General features: G+C 61.4%; 23 protein-coding genes and 1 pseudogene. 11 read left to right on the top strand and 13 right to left on the bottom strand.

Going from position 1 to position 21,615, the window contains the following annotated elements; all coding sequences use genetic code 11:
• Nucleotides 1-60: 60 nt before the first annotated feature.
• From ABIE18_RS20770 to ABIE18_RS20755, 4 genes are all read right to left on the bottom strand, one after another.
• Entirely contained in the window at nucleotides 61-1,062 is a 1,002-nt protein-coding gene (locus ABIE18_RS20770; RefSeq protein WP_499724414.1) for an ABC transporter substrate-binding protein, read from the bottom strand.
• 149 nt (nucleotides 1,063-1,211) lie between these two features.
• Entirely contained in the window at nucleotides 1,212-2,171 is a 960-nt protein-coding gene (locus ABIE18_RS20765; protein WP_499724413.1) for an ABC transporter permease, read from the bottom strand.
• Nucleotides 2,168-3,700, bottom strand: a complete 1,533-nt coding sequence (locus ABIE18_RS20760; RefSeq protein ID WP_499724412.1) for a sugar ABC transporter ATP-binding protein — start codon at nucleotides 3,698-3,700, stop codon at nucleotides 2,168-2,170. Before ABIE18_RS20760 ends, ABIE18_RS20765 begins: the two co-directional genes overlap by 4 nt.
• A 42-nt stretch (nucleotides 3,701-3,742) precedes the next feature.
• A complete protein-coding gene (locus ABIE18_RS20755) occupies nucleotides 3,743-5,041 on the bottom strand; it encodes an L-fuconate dehydratase (protein WP_499724411.1) in 1,299 nt (432 codons plus the stop codon).
• Between the two features lie 145 nt (nucleotides 5,042-5,186).
• Here ABIE18_RS20755 and ABIE18_RS20750 point away from each other — a divergent pair, with 145 nt between their 5' ends.
• Both ABIE18_RS20750 and ABIE18_RS20745 read left to right on the top strand, forming a co-directional pair.
• Nucleotides 5,187-6,095: a fumarylacetoacetate hydrolase family protein gene (locus ABIE18_RS20750; protein WP_499724410.1), complete on the top strand. Its 909-nt coding sequence runs from the start codon at nucleotides 5,187-5,189 to the stop codon at nucleotides 6,093-6,095.
• Complete coding sequence (locus tag ABIE18_RS20745) at nucleotides 6,095-6,856, top strand: SDR family NAD(P)-dependent oxidoreductase (RefSeq protein ID WP_499724409.1); 762 nt, start codon at nucleotides 6,095-6,097, stop codon at nucleotides 6,854-6,856. The genes ABIE18_RS20750 and ABIE18_RS20745 overlap by 1 nt, the downstream gene beginning before the upstream one ends.
• A gap of 48 nt (nucleotides 6,857-6,904) precedes the next feature.
• On the opposite strand, the gene ABIE18_RS20740 is transcribed toward ABIE18_RS20745, so the two are convergent.
• Genes ABIE18_RS20740 through ABIE18_RS20730 form a run of 3 tightly spaced genes read right to left on the bottom strand, consistent with a single transcriptional unit; the run spans nucleotide 6,905 to nucleotide 10,412 of the window.
• Nucleotides 6,905-8,056 carry an FG-GAP repeat domain-containing protein gene (locus ABIE18_RS20740; RefSeq protein ID WP_499724408.1) on the bottom strand — a complete coding sequence of 384 codons (1,152 nt, stop codon included), beginning with the start codon at nucleotides 8,054-8,056 and terminating at the stop codon, nucleotides 6,905-6,907.
• A 13-nt stretch (nucleotides 8,057-8,069) separates the two neighbouring features.
• Complete coding sequence (locus ABIE18_RS20735) at nucleotides 8,070-9,239, bottom strand: FG-GAP repeat domain-containing protein (RefSeq protein WP_499724407.1); 1,170 nt, start codon at nucleotides 9,237-9,239, stop codon at nucleotides 8,070-8,072.
• A 48-nt stretch (nucleotides 9,240-9,287) separates the two neighbouring features.
• On the bottom strand, nucleotides 9,288-10,412 hold the full coding sequence (locus tag ABIE18_RS20730) for an FG-GAP repeat domain-containing protein (protein ID WP_499724406.1): 1,125 nt from the start codon (nucleotides 10,410-10,412) through the stop codon (nucleotides 9,288-9,290).
• Between the two features lie 238 nt (nucleotides 10,413-10,650).
• On the opposite strand from ABIE18_RS20730, the gene ABIE18_RS20725 reads away from it, so the two are divergent.
• From ABIE18_RS20725 to ABIE18_RS20710, 4 genes are all read left to right on the top strand, one after another.
• Nucleotides 10,651-11,964, top strand: a complete 1,314-nt coding sequence (locus ABIE18_RS20725) for an ATP-binding protein (RefSeq protein ID WP_442006812.1) — start codon at nucleotides 10,651-10,653, stop codon at nucleotides 11,962-11,964.
• A 115-nt stretch (nucleotides 11,965-12,079) separates the two neighbouring features.
• The gene (locus ABIE18_RS20720; protein ID WP_499724405.1) at nucleotides 12,080-13,324 is read left to right on the top strand and encodes a low temperature requirement protein A; all 1,245 of its coding nucleotides are present in this window, start codon (nucleotides 12,080-12,082) and stop codon (nucleotides 13,322-13,324) included.
• Between the two features lie 127 nt (nucleotides 13,325-13,451).
• On the top strand, nucleotides 13,452-13,706 hold the full coding sequence (locus ABIE18_RS20715) for a helix-turn-helix transcriptional regulator (RefSeq protein ID WP_499724404.1): 255 nt from the start codon (nucleotides 13,452-13,454) through the stop codon (nucleotides 13,704-13,706).
• Nucleotides 13,703-14,908, top strand: coding sequence for a type II toxin-antitoxin system HipA family toxin (locus tag ABIE18_RS20710; RefSeq protein ID WP_499724403.1), 1,206 nt, complete (start codon nucleotides 13,703-13,705; stop codon nucleotides 14,906-14,908). The genes ABIE18_RS20715 and ABIE18_RS20710 overlap by 4 nt, the downstream gene beginning before the upstream one ends.
• Before the next feature lie 9 nt (nucleotides 14,909-14,917).
• On the opposite strand, the gene ABIE18_RS20705 is transcribed toward ABIE18_RS20710, so the two are convergent.
• Together ABIE18_RS20705 and ABIE18_RS20700 are read right to left on the bottom strand one after the other, a co-directional pair.
• On the bottom strand, nucleotides 14,918-15,454 hold the full coding sequence (locus ABIE18_RS20705; RefSeq protein ID WP_498698431.1) for an HD domain-containing protein: 537 nt from the start codon (nucleotides 15,452-15,454) through the stop codon (nucleotides 14,918-14,920).
• Nucleotides 15,455-15,606: 152 nt separating this feature from the next.
• The gene (locus ABIE18_RS20700) at nucleotides 15,607-16,395 is read right to left on the bottom strand and encodes an SDR family NAD(P)-dependent oxidoreductase (RefSeq protein ID WP_499724402.1); all 789 of its coding nucleotides are present in this window, start codon (nucleotides 16,393-16,395) and stop codon (nucleotides 15,607-15,609) included.
• A 123-nt stretch (nucleotides 16,396-16,518) separates the two neighbouring features.
• Here ABIE18_RS20700 and ABIE18_RS20695 point away from each other — a divergent pair, with 123 nt between their 5' ends.
• Both ABIE18_RS20695 and ABIE18_RS20690 read left to right on the top strand, forming a co-directional pair.
• Nucleotides 16,519-17,160: a TetR/AcrR family transcriptional regulator gene (locus ABIE18_RS20695; protein ID WP_499724401.1), complete on the top strand. Its 642-nt coding sequence runs from the start codon at nucleotides 16,519-16,521 to the stop codon at nucleotides 17,158-17,160.
• Nucleotides 17,048-17,311 (top strand): annotated as a pseudogene (locus ABIE18_RS20690) (LexA family protein); the annotation flags it as partial. The gene ABIE18_RS20695 and the pseudogene ABIE18_RS20690, both read left to right, overlap by 113 nt.
• 292 nt (nucleotides 17,312-17,603) lie before the next feature.
• Here ABIE18_RS20690 and ABIE18_RS20685 read toward each other — a convergent pair.
• Nucleotides 17,604-18,176 (bottom strand): recombinase family protein, encoded by a 573-nt coding sequence (locus tag ABIE18_RS20685; protein ID WP_499724400.1) that lies wholly within the window; start codon nucleotides 18,174-18,176, stop codon nucleotides 17,604-17,606.
• Between the two features lie 260 nt (nucleotides 18,177-18,436).
• Between ABIE18_RS20685 and ABIE18_RS20680 the strand changes: the two genes are divergently transcribed.
• Together ABIE18_RS20680 and ABIE18_RS20675 are read left to right on the top strand one after the other, a co-directional pair.
• Nucleotides 18,437-18,736 (top strand): hypothetical protein, encoded by a 300-nt coding sequence (locus ABIE18_RS20680; RefSeq protein WP_499724399.1) that lies wholly within the window; start codon nucleotides 18,437-18,439, stop codon nucleotides 18,734-18,736.
• A 352-nt stretch (nucleotides 18,737-19,088) separates the two neighbouring features.
• Nucleotides 19,089-19,631: a hypothetical protein gene (locus ABIE18_RS20675; protein ID WP_499724398.1), complete on the top strand. Its 543-nt coding sequence runs from the start codon at nucleotides 19,089-19,091 to the stop codon at nucleotides 19,629-19,631.
• Between the two features lie 98 nt (nucleotides 19,632-19,729).
• Here the strand turns inward: ABIE18_RS20675 and ABIE18_RS20670 are convergent, their stop codons facing one another.
• The 3 genes from ABIE18_RS20670 to ABIE18_RS20660 all read right to left on the bottom strand — a co-directional run bounded on the left by ABIE18_RS20670 (nucleotide 19,730) and on the right by ABIE18_RS20660 (nucleotide 21,305).
• Nucleotides 19,730-20,134, bottom strand: a complete 405-nt coding sequence (locus tag ABIE18_RS20670; protein WP_499724397.1) for a DUF6228 family protein — start codon at nucleotides 20,132-20,134, stop codon at nucleotides 19,730-19,732.
• Nucleotides 20,135-20,277: 143 nt separating this feature from the next.
• Nucleotides 20,278-20,742, bottom strand: coding sequence for a hypothetical protein (locus tag ABIE18_RS20665; RefSeq protein WP_499724396.1), 465 nt, complete (start codon nucleotides 20,740-20,742; stop codon nucleotides 20,278-20,280).
• A gap of 161 nt (nucleotides 20,743-20,903) precedes the next feature.
• Nucleotides 20,904-21,305 (bottom strand): DUF7878 domain-containing protein, encoded by a 402-nt coding sequence (locus tag ABIE18_RS20660; protein ID WP_499724395.1) that lies wholly within the window; start codon nucleotides 21,303-21,305, stop codon nucleotides 20,904-20,906.
• 167 nt (nucleotides 21,306-21,472) lie between these two features.
• On the opposite strand from ABIE18_RS20660, the gene ABIE18_RS20655 reads away from it, so the two are divergent.
• Nucleotides 21,473-21,595, top strand: a complete 123-nt coding sequence (locus ABIE18_RS20655) for a hypothetical protein (protein WP_499724394.1) — start codon at nucleotides 21,473-21,475, stop codon at nucleotides 21,593-21,595.
• Nucleotides 21,596-21,615 lie beyond the last annotated feature (20 nt).

The raw sequence follows: 21,615 nt of genomic DNA, 5'->3' as shown, positions 1-21,615 counted from the left end.
GCGACAGGGCAGGATTGGGAGGGGCACAGAGGGGCACAGCCCCTCCCAATGCGGGTGATTCTATTGGTAGAGGTTGGGCTTGATGGTCTCGGAGTCGATGTTCTTGGCGTCATACCAGTAGAAGCCAGTGTCGATCTTGCCTGGCAACTTCTCACCCTTGATTGCGGCAACGGCGGCCTTGATTGTCTCGTAGCCGATGCCAACCGGGTTCTGGGTGACGGCGCCTGCCATGAGTCCGGACTTGATGGCGTCGATTTGGGCCTTGCCGGAGTCGAAACCGACGATCGTCAGCTTGCCCTTGAGGCCGAGCTCCTCCACGGCCTTGACGACGCCGATTGCCGAACCTTCGTTGGTTCCGTACATGCCTTTGAGGTTGGGGTTGGCGGTGATGATCGCCTTGGCTGCGTCTGCCGAGAGAAGCTGATCGCCACCGGCGTACTGGATGGCGACGATCTTGACGCCCGGGTGGTTCTTCTCGATGTATTCCTTGAAGCCGTCCCGACGGTCCGTGCCTGACTTGGATGTTTGGTCGTGGCCGATGATGGCGATCTCGCCCGATCCACCAATCAGTTCAGCGAGGTGCTTGGCAGCCTCGGCCGCTGCCGCCTTGTTGTCGGTGGATGCCGTGGTGGCCGGGATGGTGGAGTCAACGCCGGAGTCGAACGCAATGACGGGGATGTTCTTGCTCTTGGCTTGCTCCAGGAGGGGCGTGGCGGCCTGTGAGTCCAGTGCTGCGAAGCCGATTGCTGCAGGCGACTTGCCCAGGGCGGTGGTGAGCATCTGGATCTGCTGGTCCACGTCCTTCTCCGTGTTCGGACCCTCAAAGCTGATCTCGACGTTGAATTCCTTGGCAGCCTTGTCCGCTCCTTGCTTTACGGCCTGCCAGAACTGGTGTTGGAAGCCTTTGGACACGACGGCGATGTACGGCTTGGCGCCGTCTGCTGCTGCCCCGCTGGCGGTGGCAGATCCCGCCGGTGCCTCGCAGCCGGCGATAGCGACGGCACCGAGGGCGAGGCCGGTGAGGGTAAGGAAGGAACGGCGGTTGTGGATGGACTTGCTCACGATTGAAGACTCCCTTTTTCTGAGGATGCGTTCTGGAGAGGATGCGGGTGGTTGGAGCGGAAGCGCAAAGGCTATTTGGTGGTCTCCTTCCTGCGCAGCATGTCCAGATAGACTGCTACGAGGATCACGACGCCGATTGCCACGTTCTGCTATTCCTGCGGCACGGAGATGATGCGCAGGCCGTTGGTGAGCACGGACATGATGAGGGCGCCGATCACTGTTCCGACGATGGAGCCTTTGCCTCCGGCCAGGGATGTCCCACCGATCACGACGGCGGCAATCGCCTGCAGCTCGTAGCCCATGCCTTGCCCCGGCTGGGCGGAGTTGAGGCGGGCTGCAATGATGACGCCGGCCAGGCCTGTGAAGGCTCCGGCAGCCGTGTAAATCCACAACTTCCAGTTCCGGACGTTGATGCCCGAAAGTGCTGTGGCTTCCTCGTTGGAGCCGATGGAAAAGGTGTAACGGCCCAAGAGCGTCTTGCTCATGACAAGCCCGGCCAGTACGGCCACTGCGAAGAAGATGAATACCGCGTTGGGAACCACCAGGCCCGGGATGGGCTTGCCGAGGGCGAGGTTGGCGAAGCCTTCAGTGCTGGTGAAATAGATGGGCTTGGTTCCGGAAACCACCAGGGCCATGCCCTGCGCCACGAGCATGGTGGCCAGGGTGGCAATGAACGGTGGAATCTTCAGGAAGGAAATAAGGAATCCATTGACCGCACCGATGACGGCTCCCATCAGGATGCCGCCAATGACGCCGGCCCACAGTGGCAGACCGAGATAAGTCAGGACCACTCCTGTCATGACCGAGCACAGGCTCATCCCGGTGCCCACGGAGAGATCAATGCCGCCGGTAATGATCACGAACGTCGCGCCCAAGGCCAACAACCCGATCACCACTGTGGAGAGCAGGATGTCCGAAAGATTGCTCGGCACCAGGAACCGTGAGTTCATTGCGCCGAAAAAGATCACCAGGACAATGAGTGAACCGAAGGCCAGGAGCTGTTGAAGGGATGAACGGAACCGGGTAGCCAGGTCACGTACGGGCTTCTGTTCGGCGGGTCCGGGCTTTGTACCCTGGTTGCGGGACGCGGGGGTCTCTACAAGGCTCATGCTGTCATTGCTCCTGGTGTGGCGATGGCGCGGCGGGTGGCCAGCTCCATGATTTGTTCCTGGGTGGCTTCAGCGTTGCTGAGGAAGCCTGTGATCCGGCCTTCGGCCATGACGGCGATCCGGTGGGACATGCGCAGGATCTCGGGAAGCTCCGAGGAGATCATGATGATTGATTTCCCGCCGTCTGCCAGTTCGTTAAGGAGCCGGTAAATTTCCTCCTTGGCACCAACGTCGATTCCGCGTGTGGGTTCATCAAAGATGAGAATGTCGCAATCCTTGACGAGCCACTTCGCGATCACGATCTTCTGCTGGTTGCCGCCCGAGAGATTGCGCGCCAGCTGGTGGATGGATGGCGTTTTAATCCGCAGCTTCCTGCTGTATTCCTCAGCAGTCCGGCGCAATGCCGAATCCTTGATGAAACCGCCCGGTGCATTCGCGGCGAGCGAAGAGAGCATGATGTTCTCCTTCACGTCCCGCTCAAGCATGAGGCCAAGATGCTTGCGGTCCTCGGACAGGTAGCCGATGCCCAGCTTCGCGGCAGCGGCAGGGTTGGCGATGGCCGCGTCAGCGCCGCGCACCTGTAGCCGGGTGAACGTGGCACGATCAGCGCCCACCAAGGCACGCGCCACTTCCGTTCGACCTGCGCCCATGAGCCCCGCGAAGCCGAGGATTTCGCCGCGTCGGAGGTCGAAGCCGACATCCCGCAGCAAGGCTCGCGTCGATAGCCCCTCAACCGAAAGCACGACGTCGTTACGCACCTCGGCGGGGACCGCCGTCGGGCGCTGTTCTCCCGAAATCTGACGCCCCACCATCAAGGAAATGACTTCCTTCATGGTGGTCTCCGCTGTGCTGACAGTGTCCACGTACTCGCCATCGCGGATGACGGTGATCCGCTGTGAGATCTGCTTGAGTTCGTCCATGCGGTGTGAGATGTAGATGACGCCTGTGCCGGGAGAGATGAATCCACGGATGATCTGGTGCAGGGCGGCCACCTCGGCGTCGTTCAGGGCTGCCGTTGGCTCGTCCATGATGATCACTTTGGAATCGTGGCTGAGTGCTTTCGCGATCTCCACCATCTGCTGCTTGGCGACCGTCAGATGCCCCACTTTCTGACGGGGATTCAGCTGCAGCCCGATTCGGTCCAGCAGCTCCTGGGTCTGGTGGTTAAGGGCCCGTTCGTTCAGTACTCCGAAGCGCCGGGGTTCGCGGCCGATGAAAATGTTCTGGGCCACGGTGAGGTCCGGCATCAGGTTGAATTCCTGGTGGATGATGCTGATGCCCAGTTCCTGCGCGTGCTTGGGACTGTCCGGCACAAAGGCCGTTCCGTTCAGCTCAAAGGTGCCGCTGTCCGGTGTGTAGATGCCGGAAAGCAGCTTCATCAGCGTGGACTTTCCGGCACCGTTCTCTCCCACGAGCGCAAGGACTTCACCATCGCGAAGCTCCAGCCCCATGTTGTTCAGGGCGCGGACTCCGGGGAAACTCTTGCTGACTCCATGGAGGGAGAGCAGCGGTGGTGCTTGCTGGGTCATGCGATCACTTCCTTGTGAGCGTGCACGTGCTGTCGCGGTACGTTATCGGGCCCAGACGGGGCCGTCGGGGAAGGCGTATTCGGCCAGTGTTTCACGCACCATTTCGTTGCCCGCGCCAGGAGCCGACGGCGGCCAGTACACGCCGCTTCGGACGTCCACCGGGGAGATGAAATGCTGGTGCAGATGGTCCACGAACTCGATCATCCTGCCATCCTTTGTGCCTGAAACGGCAACGAAGTCGAACATGGACAGGTGCTGAACGGCCTCGCACAGCCCCACGCCACCGGCGTGAGGACAAACAGGCACACCGAACTTGGCAGCCAGCAGCAGGATGGCGATGTTCTCGTTGACCCCTGCCACCCGGGCTGCATCAATCTGCAGGACCTGGAGGGAACCGGCTTGGAGCATCTGCTTGAACATCACCCGGTTCTGTACGTGCTCCCCGGTAGCTACAGGGACAGGGTCCACCCCGCGGGCGATGGCTGCATGCCCCAGGACGTCATCGGGGCTGGTGGGTTCCTCGATCCAGGCGATGTCATAAGGCGCCAGGTGGGCCATCCAATCGATGGCTTCCTGGACATCCCAGCGCTGGTTGGCGTCCACCGCAATCCTGATGTCCGGGCCCACCGCCTCACGGGCAATTCCCACGCGCCGGATATCGTCCTCCAAGGAGGCCCCTACCTTGAGCTTGATCTGCGCAAACCCATCGGCCACGGCTTCCTTGGCCAGGCGCGTCAGTTTCTCGTCGCTGTAACCCAGCCAGCCCGGCGTCGTGGTGTACGCGGGGTAGCCTTCAGCACGAAGCGCCACTTTGCGTACCTCCCTGCCGGGCACCGCAGCCCGCAGGATCGCCAGCGCTTCATCCGGCGTGAGGGCATCTGTGAGGTATCGGAAGTCCACCAATGCCACGAGTTCCTCAGGACTCATGCTTGCGAGCAGTTCCCAGAGCGGCAGTCCGGCCCGCTTGGCCTTCAGATCCCAGAGGGCATTCACCACCGCGCCGATCGCCATATGCATGACGCCTTTCTCCGGGCCAAGCCAACGGAGTTGGGAATCGTGCACCATGAGCTTCCACGTGCCGCCCATGTCTGCCAGGAGATCCTCCACGTTGCGGCCCAGAATGTGGTCCCGAAGAGCGTCGAGGGCTGCCGTCTCTACCTCGTTTCCACGCCCGATCGTGAACACAAAGCCGTGGCCTTCATGACCATCACCGGCATCGGTGCGAATGATCAGGTACGCCGCTGAATAGTCGGGGTCCGGGTTCATCGCGTCCGAGCCATCGAGGTCCTGTGAGGTGGGAAAGCGGATATCGAAAGTGTCCACTGCGGTGATGACGCTCATTGTGCTCCTTGCTTGGCAGCCGGTCGGTGATCTAGGTAGAGCTAAACATCCGATGTCTGCCTTGTCAATGGGTCACATTTCCGTATTATGTAGTGAAACAGCACACTAGAGCTCGGATGTTAGTCCCAAACGCACGGAGGAAGCCATGACCTTGAAATTCGCCAGGCTGGGTACGGCCGGAAACGAACAACCGGCCGTCATCGCCAAGGACGCCGACGGCACAGAGAAGTACTTCGATCTCTCGCCGCTGACCAACGACATCGACGGCGTTTTCCTCGCCTCAGACGGCTTCACCCGCACCCGTGCAGCCCTCCAATCCGGGGAACTTCCTGAAATCCAAGCCGAAGGCCTGCGCATCGGAGCGCCTGTGGCCCGTCCAGGCTCGGTCATCTGCATCGGCCTGAACTACACCGCGCACGCCGCCGAATCCGGTGCGACGCCGCCCGAGGTACCGGTGGTTTTCCTGAAGCCGACCAACACCATCAGCGGACCTTTCGACGCTGCCCCCATCCCGCCGTCGTCGGAAAAGTATGACTGGGAGGTGGAATTGGCAATCGTGATCGGCAAGGAAGCGTCCTACCTTTCCTCCGTGGACGAGGCTAAAGTATGCATCGCCGGCTACGCAGTGGCCAACGACCTCTCCGAGCGCGACTACCAGATCCCGGGAGCCGCCGGACAATGGACCAAGGGCAAGTCGCTCCCCGCCTCCACTCCCCTGGGCCCGTGGCTGGTTCCCGCAGCTGACGTGGATGCCGGCAACCTCCGGCTGATGACCCTGGTCAACGGCGAAGCCCGCCAGGACTCGAACACCTCGGACATGATTTTCGATCCTGCCACGATCGTCCACCACCTCAGCCAGTACATGGTTCTGGAGCCGGGCGATGTCATCATCACCGGCACACCCGAGGGCGTGGCCCTGTCCGGTCGATTCCCGTACATCCAGCCCGGTGACGTGGTGGAACTGGAGATTGACGGCCTGGGACGCCAGCGGCAGGAATACTACCGCGCGCAGGCCGGGACTGTTTCCGCCGCCCCTGCCCACATCAACGCCTGATGGCATCCGTAGTGGGCAAGGAATTCGACGGCCTGGCAGCACTCGTGACCGGTGGAGCCTCCGGCATTGGAGCGGCCATCGCTGACCGGCTCGCCGCCGGTGGCGCGCAGGTGGCCGTCTTGGACCTGACACCGGAAACAAGCCCGCACTTCGGCGTGGAATGCAACGTGGCCGATGACGCCTCGGTGCGAACCGCCGTCGAGAATGTTGCCAAGGAGTTTGGCCGGCTGGACATAGTGGTCAACAACGCCGGCATAGGCGCCCAAGGCGACATCGCCGCAAACGACGACGACGAATGGCTCCGGGTCCTGAACATCAACGTCGTGGGAATCGCGCGCGTCAGCCGTGCGGCCCTGCCGTACCTGCGAGAGTCGCCGTCCGCGGCCATCGTGAACACCTGCTCGATTGCCGCGACCGCCGGGCTTCCCCAGCGGGCGCTGTACTCGGCGTCCAAGGGCGCGGTACTGTCCTTGACACTTGCCATGGCTGCCGACCACGTTCGCGAGGGCATCCGAGTGAACTGCGTCAACCCAGGCACTGTGGACACGCCCTGGGTGGGGCGCCTCCTGGATTCCGCCGCTGACCCGGCGGCTGAGCGCGCCGCCCTCAACGCCCGTCAACCGCACGGCCGGATGGTGGACCCGGCCGAGGTCGCAGGCGCGGTGGCCTACCTCGCGAGCCCGCTGTCCGGTTCGACGTCGGGAACCTCCTTGGCCGTCGACGGCGGCATGCAAGGCTTGCGGCTAAGGCCGGTTCAGTAGGGGTGCTCTGCTAGGGGATGCTGGGGTTGGGGCTGGTTTGGTGGCGTTTCAGTAGAGCCCGTTGAAGACGTTCCAGCCCCAACCGACAGTCTCGACGCCCTTCCAACCGCCTTGGCCATCGCCGTAGTACATCACCAGATCGCCAGCGGCATTCACGCCGTGGACATCGTTGAAACCGTCCCGGTTGAAGTCGCCAGCACTGCCGATCATCGTCAAGGCATCCCAACCCTGCCCAATCTGCCGCGCTATGGTCCATCCACCGTGGCCGTCGCCGCCATACAGATACAGGCGTCCGGCTTTGTCCTTCGCCAGAACGTCAACGTTGCCGTCTCCATCCCAGTCACCAGGCCCGATGAGCAGGTCCATGACGTCCCAGCCTTGGCCGACTTTCACGCGCGGATTCCAGCTGCCGAAGGGCTTGGACGGGTAGATGTAAAGGTCGCCGTTCGTCTCTGCGCTGAGGAGATCGTTCATTCCGTCCCCGTCGAAGTCCCCTGGTCCAATCGCAAGAACCGTCGGCTGCCACTCCCAGGTGGCTTGCGGGTACAGCGTATGGAACCCTCCGTCGCCCGTTCCCGGGTAGCGGTAGAGCATCGTAGAACTCTTCTCCGCCATGAGGTCGGCGATGCCGTCGTGGGTCACGTCGCCCGGGGCGATGATCGTGGTGAAAAAGCCCCACCCAGGACCTACATAGCGGGATTCCTTCCACCCTTTGACGTTGTCCTTACCGAGGTAGAGCATGAGTGCGCCGCCATGGGTACGGCCAACCAGCTCAAAAACCCCACGGCCGGTGAAGCCAGCCGCGCGCACCGGTCCCTGCGCTACGGCCGGTGTTGCTTCCGTGACCAGTTCCTGGCCGGGGCACTTGCCGGGCGAAGCCTTGACTGTTGCCGAGATTCGCCCGCCAAGGTCGTCTTTCTCCACAACGTAGAGTTTCGGGTCATAGAGCGGGTTCCCGTCTACGGGTTGGCCGTCCCGGAGCCATTGGACGGAGTAGCCAGGATCCCCGTCCCCTCCGCAGCCCGAAAAGTAGTCCTGGGCACCCTCAACGAACAGCGCCGAGCCGACAATAGGTGCACCGGAGATCTTCACGCCAGACGCATCCGCAGCGTGGGCAGGGGAAACGAAGCCCGAAACAACCAGCGCCGGACCGAACAACAGCGCCGCAATGCTTTTGATGATCGAGTTCTTTGGCGACATGCTCGCCCTCCCCCTAGTAGAGCCCGTTGAAAATGCTCCAGCCCCAACCGACAGTCTCGACGCCCTTCCAACCGCCGCGGCCATCGCCGTAGTACATGACGAGGTCACCCGCACTGTTGACGCCGTGGACGTCGTTGAAACCATCCCGGTTGAAATCGCCGGCGCTGCCAATCATCGTCAGCGTATTCCAGCCCTGGCCGATCTGGCGCGCCACCGTCCAACCACCGCGACCGTCTCCGCCGTAGAAATAGAGCCTCCCGGATTTGTCCTTTGCCAGGACGTCCACGTTGCCGTCCCCATCCCAATCGCCCGGGCCGATCAGAAGATCCATGACATCCCAGCCGTGGCCGACCAGGACGCCGGGCTTGATGACCCGCTCAAAACTTGAAGGAAAGAGATACAGCTCGCCGTTAGGTTCGCTTGCGAGCAGGTCATTCAGGCCATCTCCATCGAAGTCGCCAGGCCCCAGGACTTTATCAAAAGCATTCCAACCCGGACCGAAGCCATAGTCGATTTCGGGATTCTGGTAGGTGTGGAAACCGCCGTCGCCGGTGCCGTTGAACTGGAACATCCTCCCCTCACTGTTCGATGTGATGAGGTCGTTGACACCATCGTTCCCAAAATCGCCGGCGCCGATGATTCTGGTGAAGCCTTCCCAACCCGGCCCAACCTGCCGGACTTCCTTCCAGCCCTTTGAACTGTCGCGGCCGAGGTACAACATCAGGGTGCCGTCATGCCTGCGGGCCATGATCTCAAAGGAGTCCCGCCCGGTGAACCCCTCGGCCCGCATGGGTTCCTTTCTGATGACGTCCGATGGAGGCGTCGTCAGTGTCCTACCAGCACAATTGACGGGCGAAGCCGTGACAACTGCAGAAAACCTGTGACCGAGATCGCCTGTTTTCAGTTCGTACAAGTACTCGTTGTACGGAGGGCCAACCGGAATGGGCACCCCATCCCTCAGCCATTGGATAGTGTGGTTCGGTTTCCAGCTGCCGCTGCAGCCTTCAAAATAGGTGTCGGCTTCCTGCACGGTCAAAGTGGAGCCAACGATTGTGTTGCCATGTATTCGAACATCATCGGCGTCGACCGCCCGGGCGGCGGGGACCAGGGCCATCACCAGGAGGAGAGACAGGAGCCCTGAAGCGCTTGCCCGGCGGATTCCCCTCTTCTTTCCAGCAAACATGTGTGTGGACTTTCTCCTAAGTTGTGCCGCAAGGACCACGGTTAGCCCTCAATAGAGCCCGTTAAAGCCGTTCCAACCCCATCCGACCTTCTCGACGCCTTTCCACCCGCCGCGACCATCGCCGTAGTACATCAACAAATGACCGGCCGCGTTTACGCCGTGGACGTCGTTGAAGCCATCCCGGTTGAAATCGCCGGCGCTGCCAATCATGGTCAAGACATCCCAACCCTGCCCGATCTGGTGTGAACCCGCCCATCCGCCATGGCCATCGCCTCTGTAGAGGTACAGTCTGCCGTCCTTGTCTTTGGCCATCACGTCGACGTTTCCGTCACCGTCAAAGTCTCCCGGCGCGAAAATCAGCTCCATCATTCCCCACCCCACGCCAACTTTGATCCGAAGGCTCCACGAGCCTCGCTCAACCCTGGGGTAGAGAAAAAGGTCTCCGTTGGGTTGAGTCGCCAAAAGATCGTTGAGTCCGTTGCCATCGAAGTCTCCCGGCCCGATGACGCTGTCCATGGCGTTCCACCCCCAGCCGACCTGGTTGCGGTAGTGGGTGGTGAACGCGCCGTCGCCGTATCCCTCGTACAGAACGAGTGTGCCTGAGGCTTCGGTGACCAGGACGTCGTTGCGGCCATCGGCCGTAACATCGCCGGCGGCGATGATTCTCGTAAAGGACTCCCAGCCCGGCCCGATTCGCAGGACGCTCTTCCAGCCTTGCGACGTGTCTTGGCCCAGATACGAAAACAGCACCCCGTCCGAGCGGCGTGCCTCCAATTCAAAGGCACCCCGCCCCGTGAAGCCCTCGGCCCGTGGCGGTTCTTTCCGGATCACCCTTGGATCGTCCACCCGAACGGGCGGGCACTCCTGAGCACCGCTGACAATAGCGGAGATCCTGGTTCCAAGATCATCAATGGTCAGTGCATGGAGCGCTGGGGAATACCCAGGACTAGGCGCCACGGGCTCACCGTCCCGCAGCCATTGGACGGTGTAGTTCACCTGAGGGTTTGGATCGCATGCGGTGAAGTAGTCGTAAGCTCCCTCGACGGACAGCGCCGCACCCACAATATTGGGGCCATAAATGACAAGATCGTCGGCATCGGCAGCGTTCGCCGGGGGCGCCAAGGATGTGCCCATCAGCAGCGCACACAACAACCCAGCCGTACTACCGCCCACGGTCGCTTTCCCAGAAAACAAGCCCACGATTCTCCCTCGCAACGCGCGCCACACCGGTCTGTTGCGCCAATCCTAGATGGCATGCACGACGCCGGGACGAAAGCGGGTGCCGACAGGCCGCCGTCGTGGGTTTCCTCCGTAACGCAACGGGCCCGCAACGTACTGGACGGGTGGTTCGCCTATGCTCAACTCCAAGGAATCAACGGCGATCCACCAAGCACACCCAGGAGAAACCCCCATGACCAACTGGCGTATCAGGGACTTCCATTCGTCCGATCTTGACGGCATCCTGCACCTCTGGGAGTCACTCAAGGCTGATGGTGTGGAGCCCGTATACGCACTCTCCGAGGTGCTTGCCTCGTGCGAAAAGGACCACGCAGTAGTGGCGGTCCAGGGCGACCAAGTGGTTGGCGCCGCGGTTGGACGTGCGGCGCATGACCAAGGTTGGGTCGTTTTCCTCGCCACACTCACGGAGTTCCGTGGCAGGGGCATCGGCACTTCGTTGCTGTCCGCCGTCGAAAACCGCATGGCTCCGCACGGCCTCAACAAACTGTCCGCACTCATGCCGGAAACCGAGACCCGCGTGGAAGCGTTCCTGGGCCGCGGCTTTGTGGTGAAGAAGAATCTGCGCTACTTCGAGCGGACCATCCCCGTGCAACGCCAGGAACTGGAACCCCTGAGCCTGCTGGGCGGCCGGATCCTGGCCCGTGACCTGTGGGAAAACGTGGCGGGCATGAAGCGCGAGAAGGAACTGTTGGAACGCCGTCTGGTTCTCCCGCTGGCTGAGGCCGACCTCGCCGACGAGTACGGCGTAGTGCCGCCGCGCGCCGTCGTGCTTTTTGGGCCGCCGGGCACCGGCAAGACCACCTTCGCCAAGGCGATCGCGTCGCGGCTGGAGTGGCCGTTCGTGGAGGTGTTCCCGTCCCGCTTGGCGTCTGATCCCAAGGGCCTGGCCGGTGCGCTGCGGGAGACATTCCTGGAAATCGCCGAGCTGGAACACGCCGTGGTGTTCATTGACGAAGTGGAGGAGATCGCCTCGCAGCGGGCAGGTGATCCGCCGTCGCCGTTGCAGGGCGTTACCAACGAGCTCCTCAAGATCATCCCGGCATTCCGCGAACAGCCCGGCCGTCTCTTGGTCTGTGCCACCAACTTCATCCGCGCTCTGGACACCGCGTTCCTGCGCCACGGTCGTTTCGATTACGTCATCCCCATCGGTCTGCCGGACGTCCACGCCCGCGAGGCCATGTGGCAGCGGTTCATCCCTGCCACCGTGGTGGACGACGTCGACATTGCCCAGTTGGTGGAGCGCACCCAGGGCTTCTCGCCCGCGGACATTGAGTTCGCGGCACGCAGCGCCTCCCAGCGCGCCTTGGAAAAAGCCGTGTACGACGACGCCGCTACTTCGGGTGCGTCGTCCACAGTTTCGTCGAACGGACGGAAAGGCCCTGTCACGCAGGACTACCTCGACGCCATCGCCGATACCCGCACGACGGTGAGCGACGAGGTGTACCAGGAGTTCCTCGAAGACATCGATGTGCTGGGCCGCGTGTAAGGGTTCGATCGGCGAGATCGCCGGAACGCGGCGAGATCGCTGGAGCGCTCCGGCGATCTCGGACGTCCTCCCGCGATCTCGGCGCGGGAGCAGGTGCACCGGTAATCTTTGACCCATGTCCACAAATCCCCTGCGCCATGCGCTGTCCCGCATGGGCGGCCGAGATCCCCACGAAAAGCACCGCACGGCCACTCCGCTGGAGCTGTTTTTCGACCTGACGTTTGTTATTGCCTTCGGAGTAGCCGGGAGCCAATTCGCCCATGCTGTGGCGGAGGCACATTTCTGGCCTGGGCTCCTGGCGTTCGCGTTCGCCATGTTCGCGGTGATCTGGGCCTGGATCAACTTCACGTGGTTCGCCAGCGCCTACGACACCGACGACTGGGTGTTCCGGGTGGTCACCATGATCCAAATGGTGGGTGTGCTCATCCTGGCCATGGGCATAGAGCCGATGTTCCACTCGATCATCGAAGGCAAGCACGTGGACAACGTGGCCATGGTGCTCGGCTACATCATTATGCGTGTGGCCCTGATCTTCCAGTGGTTGCGCGCTGCCCGCCAGGATCCTGCCCGCCGTGAAACGTGTTTGCGGTATGCAAAGTACGTTGCAGTGGTGCAAGTCGGCTGGGTGGCGGTCCTCTTGATCGATGCGAGCGTGGCCACTACCTTCCTCATGGCTGCCCCGTTGTTCATCCTGGAGATGGCGGCGCCGTACTTCGCGGAACGGAATATCAACACCCCGTGGCATGCCCATCACATCGCCGAACGATACGGGCTCCTGGCCATTATTGCGTTGGGTGAATGTTTGATCGGTGCCATTGAAACGCTGCGTGCGATCGTTGCCCTCCATGGCTGGACCTTGGATGCTGCGCTGGTTGGTTTGAGCGGGACGGGCTTGGCTTTCGCCATGTGGTGGATTTACTTCATCCTACCTTCAGGTCCTGCCCTCCACGTGCAGCGGCATCGCTCATGGATATTCGGCTACGGGCACATCCCCCTCTTCGCGGCCATCGCGGCCACCGGCGCCGGACTTCACGTTGCCGCCTACTTCATCGACCATGAGGCACACATCCCGGCGGCCGGTGCAGTCGCCTCCATCGCCATCCCTGTCATCCTGTTCAAGGTCTCGCTCAGCACCTTGTACAGCATCATGCTCGGCCCGGACCGGGAGCTTCTCTGGAGCTCAGCCCTGGTGGTGATCGCCTTGGCGGGAAGCATCGCCATGGCGGCAGCGGGGGCATCCCTGCCTCTGTGCATGCTGGAAATGATGGTGGTGCTTGGCCTCTCGATCATTTTCGATGAGCGCCGGGGACACAAGGGCCGGGCAGCAGCCCTGCGTCGGCTGGAGACGGCGGCGGGCTAAGGCGCACTGACGGAGGCGGTACGTTCGTGCCGGTTTTCCTTGGAACGCCTTGTTTTCTCCCTGCTAACGGGTGCAAACTTGGGGAATCGGTACGTTCGTACCGATTTGCAGGAGTGCGGAGGACCTCATGGCGGCTACGAACCTCATGGCAACTCTGGGTTCTGAAGTACGCGCCCGTCGTACGTCGTTGAGGCTGAGCCAACAGGACCTCGCCGATCTTGCGGGCGTCTCAGAACGGTTCGTCCGGTTCGTGGAAACAGGCAAGAGCACAGTCCAGCTTGAGCCCCTTTTGGCGGTGCTCGACACCCTCGGCCTGGAACTTTCCCTCCACCAAGCCGGCAGGCCTACCGCTTCTGAGACAGCTTCTGAGACAGCACCATGACCTTCCACCGCATCGCCGACGTCTACAAGCAGGGCATCCTGGCTGCGCGCCTCGAACGGCATGAGGGCGGCACCAAGTTCAGCTACCTCCCGAAGTACCTCGACGCCGGCCTACCTGCCGTGGCAACGACGCTCCCCGTGAGCGCCGAGCCTGTTTTCACTCCCAGCGGTGCAGTACCGCCCTACTTCACCGGCCTGCTGCCTGAGGGCCGGCGACTCAACTCGCTGCGACGCAGCGTCAAGGCGAGCGCGGACGACGAACTCGCCCTCCTCATGGCGGCAGGCGGCGACGCAGTGGGCGATGTCCAGACAGTCCCCCACGGCGAGGCCCTGGCGGAAGGCGGTGCCGCCGTCGTGCTTGATTCAAAACTGCCGCTGGACTTTGATGCGTTACTGGGCGATTCCGGATTGATCGATCCCGTAGCGTTGGCGGGTGTGCAGGACAAGTTATCTGCCGGGATGATTTCACTCCCCGTGGCGCAGGCGGGCAAGCGATACATCCTTAAGCTCAACGCCCCGGAGTTCCCCTCGGTGGTGGAAAACGAGTTCCTGATGTTCCGTTATGCGCGTCGGCTGCGGATTCCTGTGAGCAACGTGCAGTTGGTGCACGACGTCGTTGGCCGGGCGGGCCTTTTGGTGGAGCGTTTTGATCGGGTCACTGCTGCCGACGGCTCGCCGCTGCGGCTGGCGGTGGAGGACGGCGCCCAGATCCTGGGGCTGTACCCGGCGGACAAGTACAGCGTTCCGTTCAGCGAAGTCTGTGCGGCGCTGGCCGGGCATTGCCCTGCGCGCCTTCCAGCACTGCGGAATCTGGTCATCCAACTCGCATTTGCCTGGCTGACAGGGAACGGGGACCTTCATGCCAAGAACGTTTCCATGGTGGAGGCGCCTGGAGTTCTTGGCGCGCGCGAATTCACCATTGCCCCGGTCTACGACATTCCCTCCACAGTGGTTTACGGCGACAAGACGCTGGCGTTGGCTGTCGGTGGGAAGAAGACCGGCATCTCCCTCAAGCACTTCCTCGCCTGGGCCGCGAAGCTTGGGCTGACGGAGCGGGCGGCACAGCATTCAGTGGACATCGCCCTCAAAGCAACTGGCTCCTTGATCAGCGACCTTGACGGCGGCGCCTCACCGTTCGCGGCGAGGCAAACGAAGGAATGGACCAAGGAGCTCAAGCATCGTCGGCGCCTGATGGAGGGCTGACCCCAGGGGTTAGTCAGGAACGATTTCGTCAAGCTCCGGGAGCAGATACGGGTTGACCCGCTGCAGGATCAACTCCACTTCTTCCCGCGGCACGGCCGTATAGAGCACCGGACGGGCGTCGGCATAGCGGGTCATGGGCGGCTTGTCAGGCCATTTCTCTGCCAGCGCCTGAACGCGTTCCGGAAGCGAATTGTGGGCATTATCGGCAATTTTGACCAAGGTGGCATCGTGGTCTTCGGCCACAAACCGGATCCCTGCTTCATAGTCGTCGGGGTCATCGTGGAAGCGGCGTGTGACACGTTCGATGATTGCGAGGGCGCGCTCGGAGACTCCCATATCCAACAGGGCTTGCCGCGTGATGGGAGTATCCTCGGCGATGTCGTGAAGGTAGCCCGCAATCTGGATGTCCTCGTCGAAGTCGGCGAGCGCGTCCCCCACCGCCAGGACATGCTCCCGATAAGGGCGCTTGAGCTTGTCCTTTTGGCGGTTGTGGGCCACCTCGGCGAGTATCTTCGCCGTCTCAACGGTGAAGCGTGGTTCGGTCATGCTGGCCTCCGGATTGATGTAGGCACCGAACAGGGATCGGACCTTTCTTCAGGCTATCCGTAAAGTCCCGCGCAGCACCTACTCGGGTACAGCACTACTCCCGCACAGGCACTACTCCTGCCCTGCTGCCGGGCACTACTCCTGCCCTGGAACTACTCCTGCACAGCACGGGCAGCGATGCCCACCGCGAGCGCCCTCGGCAAGCGCTGCGCGAGACCTGCTGCGATCCGGTTGGCCCAGCCGGACACAACGCTTCCCGGAGTTCCGGGGCGGTCCAGCGCTTTGAGGGCTGTTTGCACAACCTGCGCTGAAGTTTGCATCCGTCCGACCGCCGCGGATTCGCTGCCGAGGACATCGAAGAACTCGGTGCGGGTGGCGCCCGGGCAGAGGGCAAGCACACGCAGTCCCGAGCTCTTGGCCTCGTGGGCAACGGCCTCGGTGAAGCTGAGGACAAATGCCTTGGTAGCCCCATAGACGGCCATGCCGGGGATGGGTTGGAACGCGGCGGTGCTGGCGACATTCACCAGCGCACCCTTGCCCGAGGAGAGCATGCCCGGCAAGAAGGCCCGGGTGATATCCACCAAGGCAGCCACGTTGAGTGCGATCTCGGAAGCGATGACTTCCGGGTCTTCCTCCACCAATGGAGCGCGGGTTCCGAAGCCCGCATTGTTGATCAGGGTGTCCACGGTGATTCCGCGGTTTGCCATTTCATCTACGAGTTCCTTGCCAACACCGGGCCGGCCCAGGTCCATGGGCAGCACGGTGACGGCTATGCCGTGCTCGGCCCGCAATTGCTTTGCCAGTTCTTCAAGACGGTCTGCGCGGCGGGCCACGAGGACCAGGTTGGAACCCCTGGCGGCAAAGCGGCCTGCAAATTCAGCGCCGAGCCCGGAACTGGCACCTGTGATCAGTGCAGTGGTACCGGAATAGGTCATGGTCATGGCGGTTCCAATCTGTTGAGGCCGGCATGGGAGCAATCCCGCCCGACCCGAAGTAGTCAATGCCAACATCGTAGGCACTGTCTACATTGTTGTCAATGACTACTTCTCGGCTAAACTATGGTTATGACGGACCAGCCCTATCACCACGGCAAGCTGCGAGAGGCTCTATTGGAGCGCGCCATGGAAACCATTGAGCAAGCCGGCGTCGACGGACTCTCTCTAAGGCAGTTGGCCCGGGACCTTAACGTCAGCCACGGCGCGCCGGCCAAACATTTCCGCGACAAGCAAGCCCTCATCGACGCCTTGGCGCTGGCTGGGTTTGAGTTGATGAACCAGCGCATACTCGCCGCTGCCCACGCCGGGGATGGCCTTCGTCAGCGCTTTGCCAGCGTAGCCAACGCCTATGTGGACTTCGCGGTTTCTCACCCGGCACTCTTGACCGTCATGTACTCCACCAAGCATCACCCCGGGTCCAGCACTGAGTTGCGGAACATCGGCGAGCAAGGGATCCATGTGGCCCGAGCCCTCATTGCAGAGGCCCAGGATCGCGGGGACTTGGCCCCGGGCGACACAGAAACCCTGGCCATGGTGTGCTTCGTGAGCTTGCATGGCGCCGCGCTCCTTGCGGCAGGCAAGCAGCTGGACGGCAACAGTGTTGAGGACGTTGTTGCTGCCACCACCGACACCCTCTGGGCGGGGATGGCTGCGGGGGTTCCAGCCGCGCAGCTCTCCCAGACACCCCTCGGCGGCCCAAGAGTACTTTGAGGGCCGCATCGATCTGACCGAACATCTGATCAAAGAGATGACCAGCACCTTTATCGTCAGGGTCACCGGGCAATCGATGGAGCAGGCCGGCATCAGCGGCGGCGACGAGCTGATCGTGAACCGGGCACTGGAACCCAAGGACGGGTCCGTTGCTAACGAACCCTGACATAAGGAAAGCCCCTTGAGAGGGGCTTTCAACGGAAATGGGACACTGTTGCTTGGATTGGTCAGCGGTGATGCGCTCCTCCTCCCCGGGCTTCGGTCGCCCATGCCGGTTTCAGTAGAAAGACAGTAATACTTCCACCGGATTTCACGCAAACCCAGGCTCAATGACTCTGAAGGGCACTGTTCGATTCCCTAGAACTGGCGTACCCGCACAAGCCTCCCTTGTCAGCGGGGACGCTCCCCCATTGCACCAAGCGCGGAGCAGCCGCACTGGTCTTTTAGGTCGTGCGACGCTGGAGCTCGCGGTAGACCGTGGTCCGGGACACACCAAACAGCTCCGCCAGCTCAGCCTGCGTGTACTCGGCAGCGTCGTGCAGCGTAAGAAGATGCTTCCGCTGTGTTTTGGATAATTTCGGCTGCTTGCCTTTCAGCCGCCCCTTCACCTTAGCTACCGCCATACCCTCACGGGTGCGCATCCGGATAAGGTCCGCCTCAAACTCGGCCACCATCCCCAGCACGTTGAACAATAGCCGGCCTATGGGATCAGTGGGATCGTGGGTGCTGCCACCGAGACTGAGGACTACCCCTTTCGCTGTCAGCTCGTCGGCTATGTCCCTCGCGTCAGAAAGGGAACGTGCCAAACGATCGAGCTTGGTCACCACGAGCGTCTCGCCGCCCCGGCACGCAGCCATCGCTTCACGAAGCCCAGGGCGTACCCTGTTCGTAACTGTTAGTCCGTGGTCGACAAAGATCTGCTTCTCTTCTACGCCCAAGGCAAGGAGCGCATTTCGTTGGGCGGTGAGGTCCTGATCGCTCGTTGAGACGCGCCGATTTTCATTCCAGTCATACATAGGGAACACGGTTGCAGTTATCCCCCCATCACCGTGCATTGCACCGTGCGGGTCTTACGTACATGTCGCGAGTCGGTAACCGGGCAGGCCCGATTAGCCGCCTAAGTATGTACGGTGAGGGACCGGCTTACGGGCACCCCAGGACCTGATCTCACCCTGGCTCGGAAGCCCCCTCCCCGCAATGGATTGGGCACGACGGCCTGTCATCTGTACTCTCTGACTTGCTCACCCTCTACTGGATCCAGTGAAACAATCGCGATATGACGCATCTGATCGTTCGGGCTACTGCGGTGCGATGGGCAGACGACGACTTCCCGGGATGGATCGAGGTCGACCTTGTCGACGCAGAGGGTCGGACTCATCGGATCATTGAGAAGGTCCCTGTCGTCACCAGGGCCAACATCACGGCGGCGTCGACGTTCCCGCTTGAGCTATGGATACAAGCTGAGTTCGAGCGCATGCAGGGTGGCGCTGTCTTGGTACGGTTTGCCCATGGCGTAGAAACCACCGATGGCCTTGACCTGATCGGAATGGAGGGGGACGCCGTCCGTTGGCTTTAACGTCCGATACGGGCTCGGGAAAACTAAGAATCAGGGCGGTGCACGAGACTGACAAACCTAAGTCAACAGTCCACCGCACTCATTTTGTACTTACGCGGGACCCAGTGCAACGACTCCTGAAACGGACACTTTCGGCAGTAATCGGCGACGTTTTCACAGCGCTATTTGGCGCATGGGTAGCCCGCAAGGGGATCGGTTTACGGGCGGGTGATTCATGAAGTTGGCTGTAGTTCACCACAAGGCGCACTTGGTTCGGACTTCGTTGCCGGCCCGGCTTAGTCACCTACGGGATTATCAGCGGGAAATTGACGCCGTGGCGTCCGGCGTCCTCACGTAGTGGAGAATGTCGATTATGGGCGTTCTTTTTGACTACTTCACTGCTGCCTCCGATGAGGAAGCAGCCTCGGTGATCGATCGTGTCGGCGGTCCCGGATCCCAGGCGGCGATCGCTCCGCCGGCCGAGCCCCGGCGAGGCATCTTCGGCCGTAAACGCCAACCGGCGGCACCGGCGACCGTGACTTTCCAGGAGGCGGCAGTTTTTGACACGGTATCCGGCAACGGTATTGATCCCGTCGTGCAGCTGGGAACACTAGAAGAGTTGCTCACCGGACGGTCCTTTGACGATGTCATGGATGATCCACGGAGCGGGCAAGCCCTCGCGGATCGGGATGGTGGGGAGCGTCTTGTGCTGACCCTAACAGAGCCCCTTTCCACAGCGTTGGCCACCGCTTCCGACGAAGCCCTTGAGCAGGTGGCGATCCCATGGTCGGAGACTGAGGAGTTCTGGAACGCCGCTGATCCGGCGCTTCTTGCCGGTTTCCTCAAAGATTTGGCCAGCCTGGCCCGACGATCCAAAGACTCCGGGCAAGGGCTCTACTGCTGGGTGTGCGTGTAGGCAGCGCGGACTCGCATTTTTCTCCGGGCAGTAACGGAAACTACAGACAACTCCCGTTCGTGTTGGCCAGGAAAGCTTGGCGACCGGTAAAGGATCCTTTACCGGCCGGACGCTAAAGCCCGCAGTGCTTCCACCGCGGCTGTCAGTTCTTCGCCGGGATCAAGAACGATCTGGCCCTTGGCGGCCCAGGGATTCGGAGGGTTGGAGTCCTCCAGCTCGAAGGAGACTCGCACGTGCCCATCGTGCTTCGCAGAGAGCCGGAAGTCCCCCTCCAGAGCGTCGAACGTTTTGTCGCCGTCCCAGCCCCGCCAGTTGAGTTCGAGTTCCTCGAAATAGGAAAGAAGCGCTGACCACCTGTCGAAGTCGTAGACTCGTTTGCTGGCTCGGAGTCCTTCGAGGTTGGCTGTGACTACGAGGTAATCAGATGTACCGTCCGGATTTCGTTCTGTCGGTTCAGCACGGAAGTGAAGCTCGCCTTGACGACCGATGATCACTTTATTCATGACCTCATTCTGCATCCAGTTGATTCTTAGACTTGCAGCCGGAGCACCCTGAGGTGAGCAGGACGTAAGGACGATCGCGTTTCGATAAGGGATCCCTGGCCGGGCGCCCCATCTCTCGGGCGGGCTGACTTATATGAGTTCAGTCAATCGAAGCTGTGAAGGTATCTATCCACGTCGGCCCAGATCTCAGCATCGGTCCTTGGAGGGATGTAGTTGCTGGTGAGCTCGTCCCAAAGCTTCCAGAGGACATATGCTTCGGCGGCGTCCCGGTCTGCATATTCGACTTCTTGAAGGTACGTAACGGCGTCTCGGATGACTTGCCCTTTTGTTCGCTCGCCAGCTTTCCAAGTGGCTAGTTCGTATGCCCAGATCAGTGGCCATCGGTTTTCAAGTGCAACGGCCTGGATCTCCAGGTCCTCTAAGGTTGCCGTCCATAAGTCGCGGATGTCGTCCGGATCGTCTTTGTCGGCGCCTGCAAGCATGCGAAGGTTCTCCGAATCCATGCCCTCTGCCAGCCACTCGGCAGCAATGTTAGGGAAGGTCTCGACGGCTAACAGCCCGGAGGCTACCAGGGCCATGGCCTGGGCAGGGGTCGGCTGAAGCTTCATTTGATCAGCCTTGCATAGGTGCCGCACGATATGAGCGCTTTATGCAATTAGGGTCAACGAGGGGATGTTGTGCATTCTCTGCGACAGAGCATGTCCGCTGAGGCATCCCTTACCGGGGCACCTTCTCAGCGAGGGCGGATCTCGTTGGTGGCGAAGTTGATTCAACGATGGATCACGTCAGCAGGGTCAAGCCCCAACGACAAAAGATCGAATTCTATTTGGTCCAAAAATTCCTTGCACCCATGCTCAACATTCGCCCAATCGAGTGGATTGCTGACAACACCAGGACTGAATACTGACTCCACCAGCCATCCCGATGACGCTCGTTTCAGTGAAACCGCCCCCACCTCTTCGAAGGACATCGAGTTGAACACGAAGTCGCCTCGAGGGTTGGCGTTGAGCCAGACGACCAGGCTGCGAGCTAGTTCGACTACGGGAAAGGCTTGCTCTCGATAGAGCAGTACCGACCCCTCGGAGACGGTGAAATCGGCATCAATACCAACCAAGTAGTCAGCTTGGCTGGTTCCTCCGATGTTGTCAGCGTCTAAGTTTGCGTAAGTCATTCTCATCGTTGCCACGTCACCGTCTGAATCCACGGGTGCGAAATTCGGCTCGGGATTCTCTCGCACGATAGATGGCCGGAGGCCCCGGCGCATGCAACTCTCCACCCGCCTGCGGTGCTGTCATCGTCTCGGAAGCGCTGGAAGTACACGTCAAAGGACACGAACACATGTTGTCACACCTGTGGAAGGTAGAAGCCGGCCAGCGCCCGGCCAAGGATCCTTGGGTTCTTGCGGTGATTGCAACACTTATCGGATGGGTGTTGTCATGGCGGGATATTCGATTCATTTGAGGCCTGATCTCTTGCAGGTT

The organism is Arthrobacter sp. 2762 (assembly GCF_040548745.1).
In the GTDB taxonomy this organism is placed as follows: domain Bacteria; phylum Actinomycetota; class Actinomycetes; order Actinomycetales; family Micrococcaceae; genus Arthrobacter.
Note: the sequence above shows the minus strand (reverse complement) of the source record. Positions and strands in the feature narration are given on the sequence as shown.

Excerpts from the sequence above, each read along its gene's own strand:
- ABIE18_RS20765 (WP_499724413.1), bottom strand. The coding sequence starts at position 2,171 with ATGAGCCTTGTAGAGACCCCCGCGTCCCGCAACCAGGGTACAAAGCCC.
- ABIE18_RS20760 (WP_499724412.1), bottom strand. The coding sequence starts at position 3,700 with ATGACCCAGCAAGCACCACCGCTGCTCTCCCTCCATGGAGTCAGCAAG.
- ABIE18_RS20755 (WP_499724411.1), bottom strand. The coding sequence starts at position 5,041 with ATGAGCGTCATCACCGCAGTGGACACTTTCGATATCCGCTTTCCCACC.
- ABIE18_RS20750 (WP_499724410.1), top strand. The coding sequence starts at position 5,187 with ATGACCTTGAAATTCGCCAGGCTGGGTACGGCCGGAAACGAACAACCG.
- ABIE18_RS20745 (WP_499724409.1), top strand. The coding sequence starts at position 6,095 with ATGGCATCCGTAGTGGGCAAGGAATTCGACGGCCTGGCAGCACTCGTG.
- ABIE18_RS20740 (WP_499724408.1), bottom strand. The coding sequence starts at position 8,056 with ATGTCGCCAAAGAACTCGATCATCAAAAGCATTGCGGCGCTGTTGTTC.
- ABIE18_RS20735 (WP_499724407.1), bottom strand. The coding sequence starts at position 9,239 with ATGTTTGCTGGAAAGAAGAGGGGAATCCGCCGGGCAAGCGCTTCAGGG.
- ABIE18_RS20725 (WP_442006812.1), top strand. The coding sequence starts at position 10,651 with ATGACCAACTGGCGTATCAGGGACTTCCATTCGTCCGATCTTGACGGC.
- ABIE18_RS20720 (WP_499724405.1), top strand. The coding sequence starts at position 12,080 with ATGTCCACAAATCCCCTGCGCCATGCGCTGTCCCGCATGGGCGGCCGA.
- ABIE18_RS20715 (WP_499724404.1), top strand. The coding sequence starts at position 13,452 with ATGGCGGCTACGAACCTCATGGCAACTCTGGGTTCTGAAGTACGCGCC.
- ABIE18_RS20710 (WP_499724403.1), top strand. The coding sequence starts at position 13,703 with ATGACCTTCCACCGCATCGCCGACGTCTACAAGCAGGGCATCCTGGCT.
- ABIE18_RS20705 (WP_498698431.1), bottom strand. The coding sequence starts at position 15,454 with ATGACCGAACCACGCTTCACCGTTGAGACGGCGAAGATACTCGCCGAG.
- ABIE18_RS20700 (WP_499724402.1), bottom strand. The coding sequence starts at position 16,395 with ATGACCATGACCTATTCCGGTACCACTGCACTGATCACAGGTGCCAGT.
- ABIE18_RS20695 (WP_499724401.1), top strand. The coding sequence starts at position 16,519 with ATGACGGACCAGCCCTATCACCACGGCAAGCTGCGAGAGGCTCTATTG.
- ABIE18_RS20685 (WP_499724400.1), bottom strand. The coding sequence starts at position 18,176 with ATGTATGACTGGAATGAAAATCGGCGCGTCTCAACGAGCGATCAGGAC.
- ABIE18_RS20680 (WP_499724399.1), top strand. The coding sequence starts at position 18,437 with ATGACGCATCTGATCGTTCGGGCTACTGCGGTGCGATGGGCAGACGAC.
- ABIE18_RS20675 (WP_499724398.1), top strand. The coding sequence starts at position 19,089 with ATGGGCGTTCTTTTTGACTACTTCACTGCTGCCTCCGATGAGGAAGCA.
- ABIE18_RS20670 (WP_499724397.1), bottom strand. The coding sequence starts at position 20,134 with ATGAATAAAGTGATCATCGGTCGTCAAGGCGAGCTTCACTTCCGTGCT.
- ABIE18_RS20665 (WP_499724396.1), bottom strand. The coding sequence starts at position 20,742 with ATGAAGCTTCAGCCGACCCCTGCCCAGGCCATGGCCCTGGTAGCCTCC.
- ABIE18_RS20660 (WP_499724395.1), bottom strand. The coding sequence starts at position 21,305 with ATGACTTACGCAAACTTAGACGCTGACAACATCGGAGGAACCAGCCAA.
- ABIE18_RS20655 (WP_499724394.1), top strand. The coding sequence starts at position 21,473 with ATGTTGTCACACCTGTGGAAGGTAGAAGCCGGCCAGCGCCCGGCCAAG.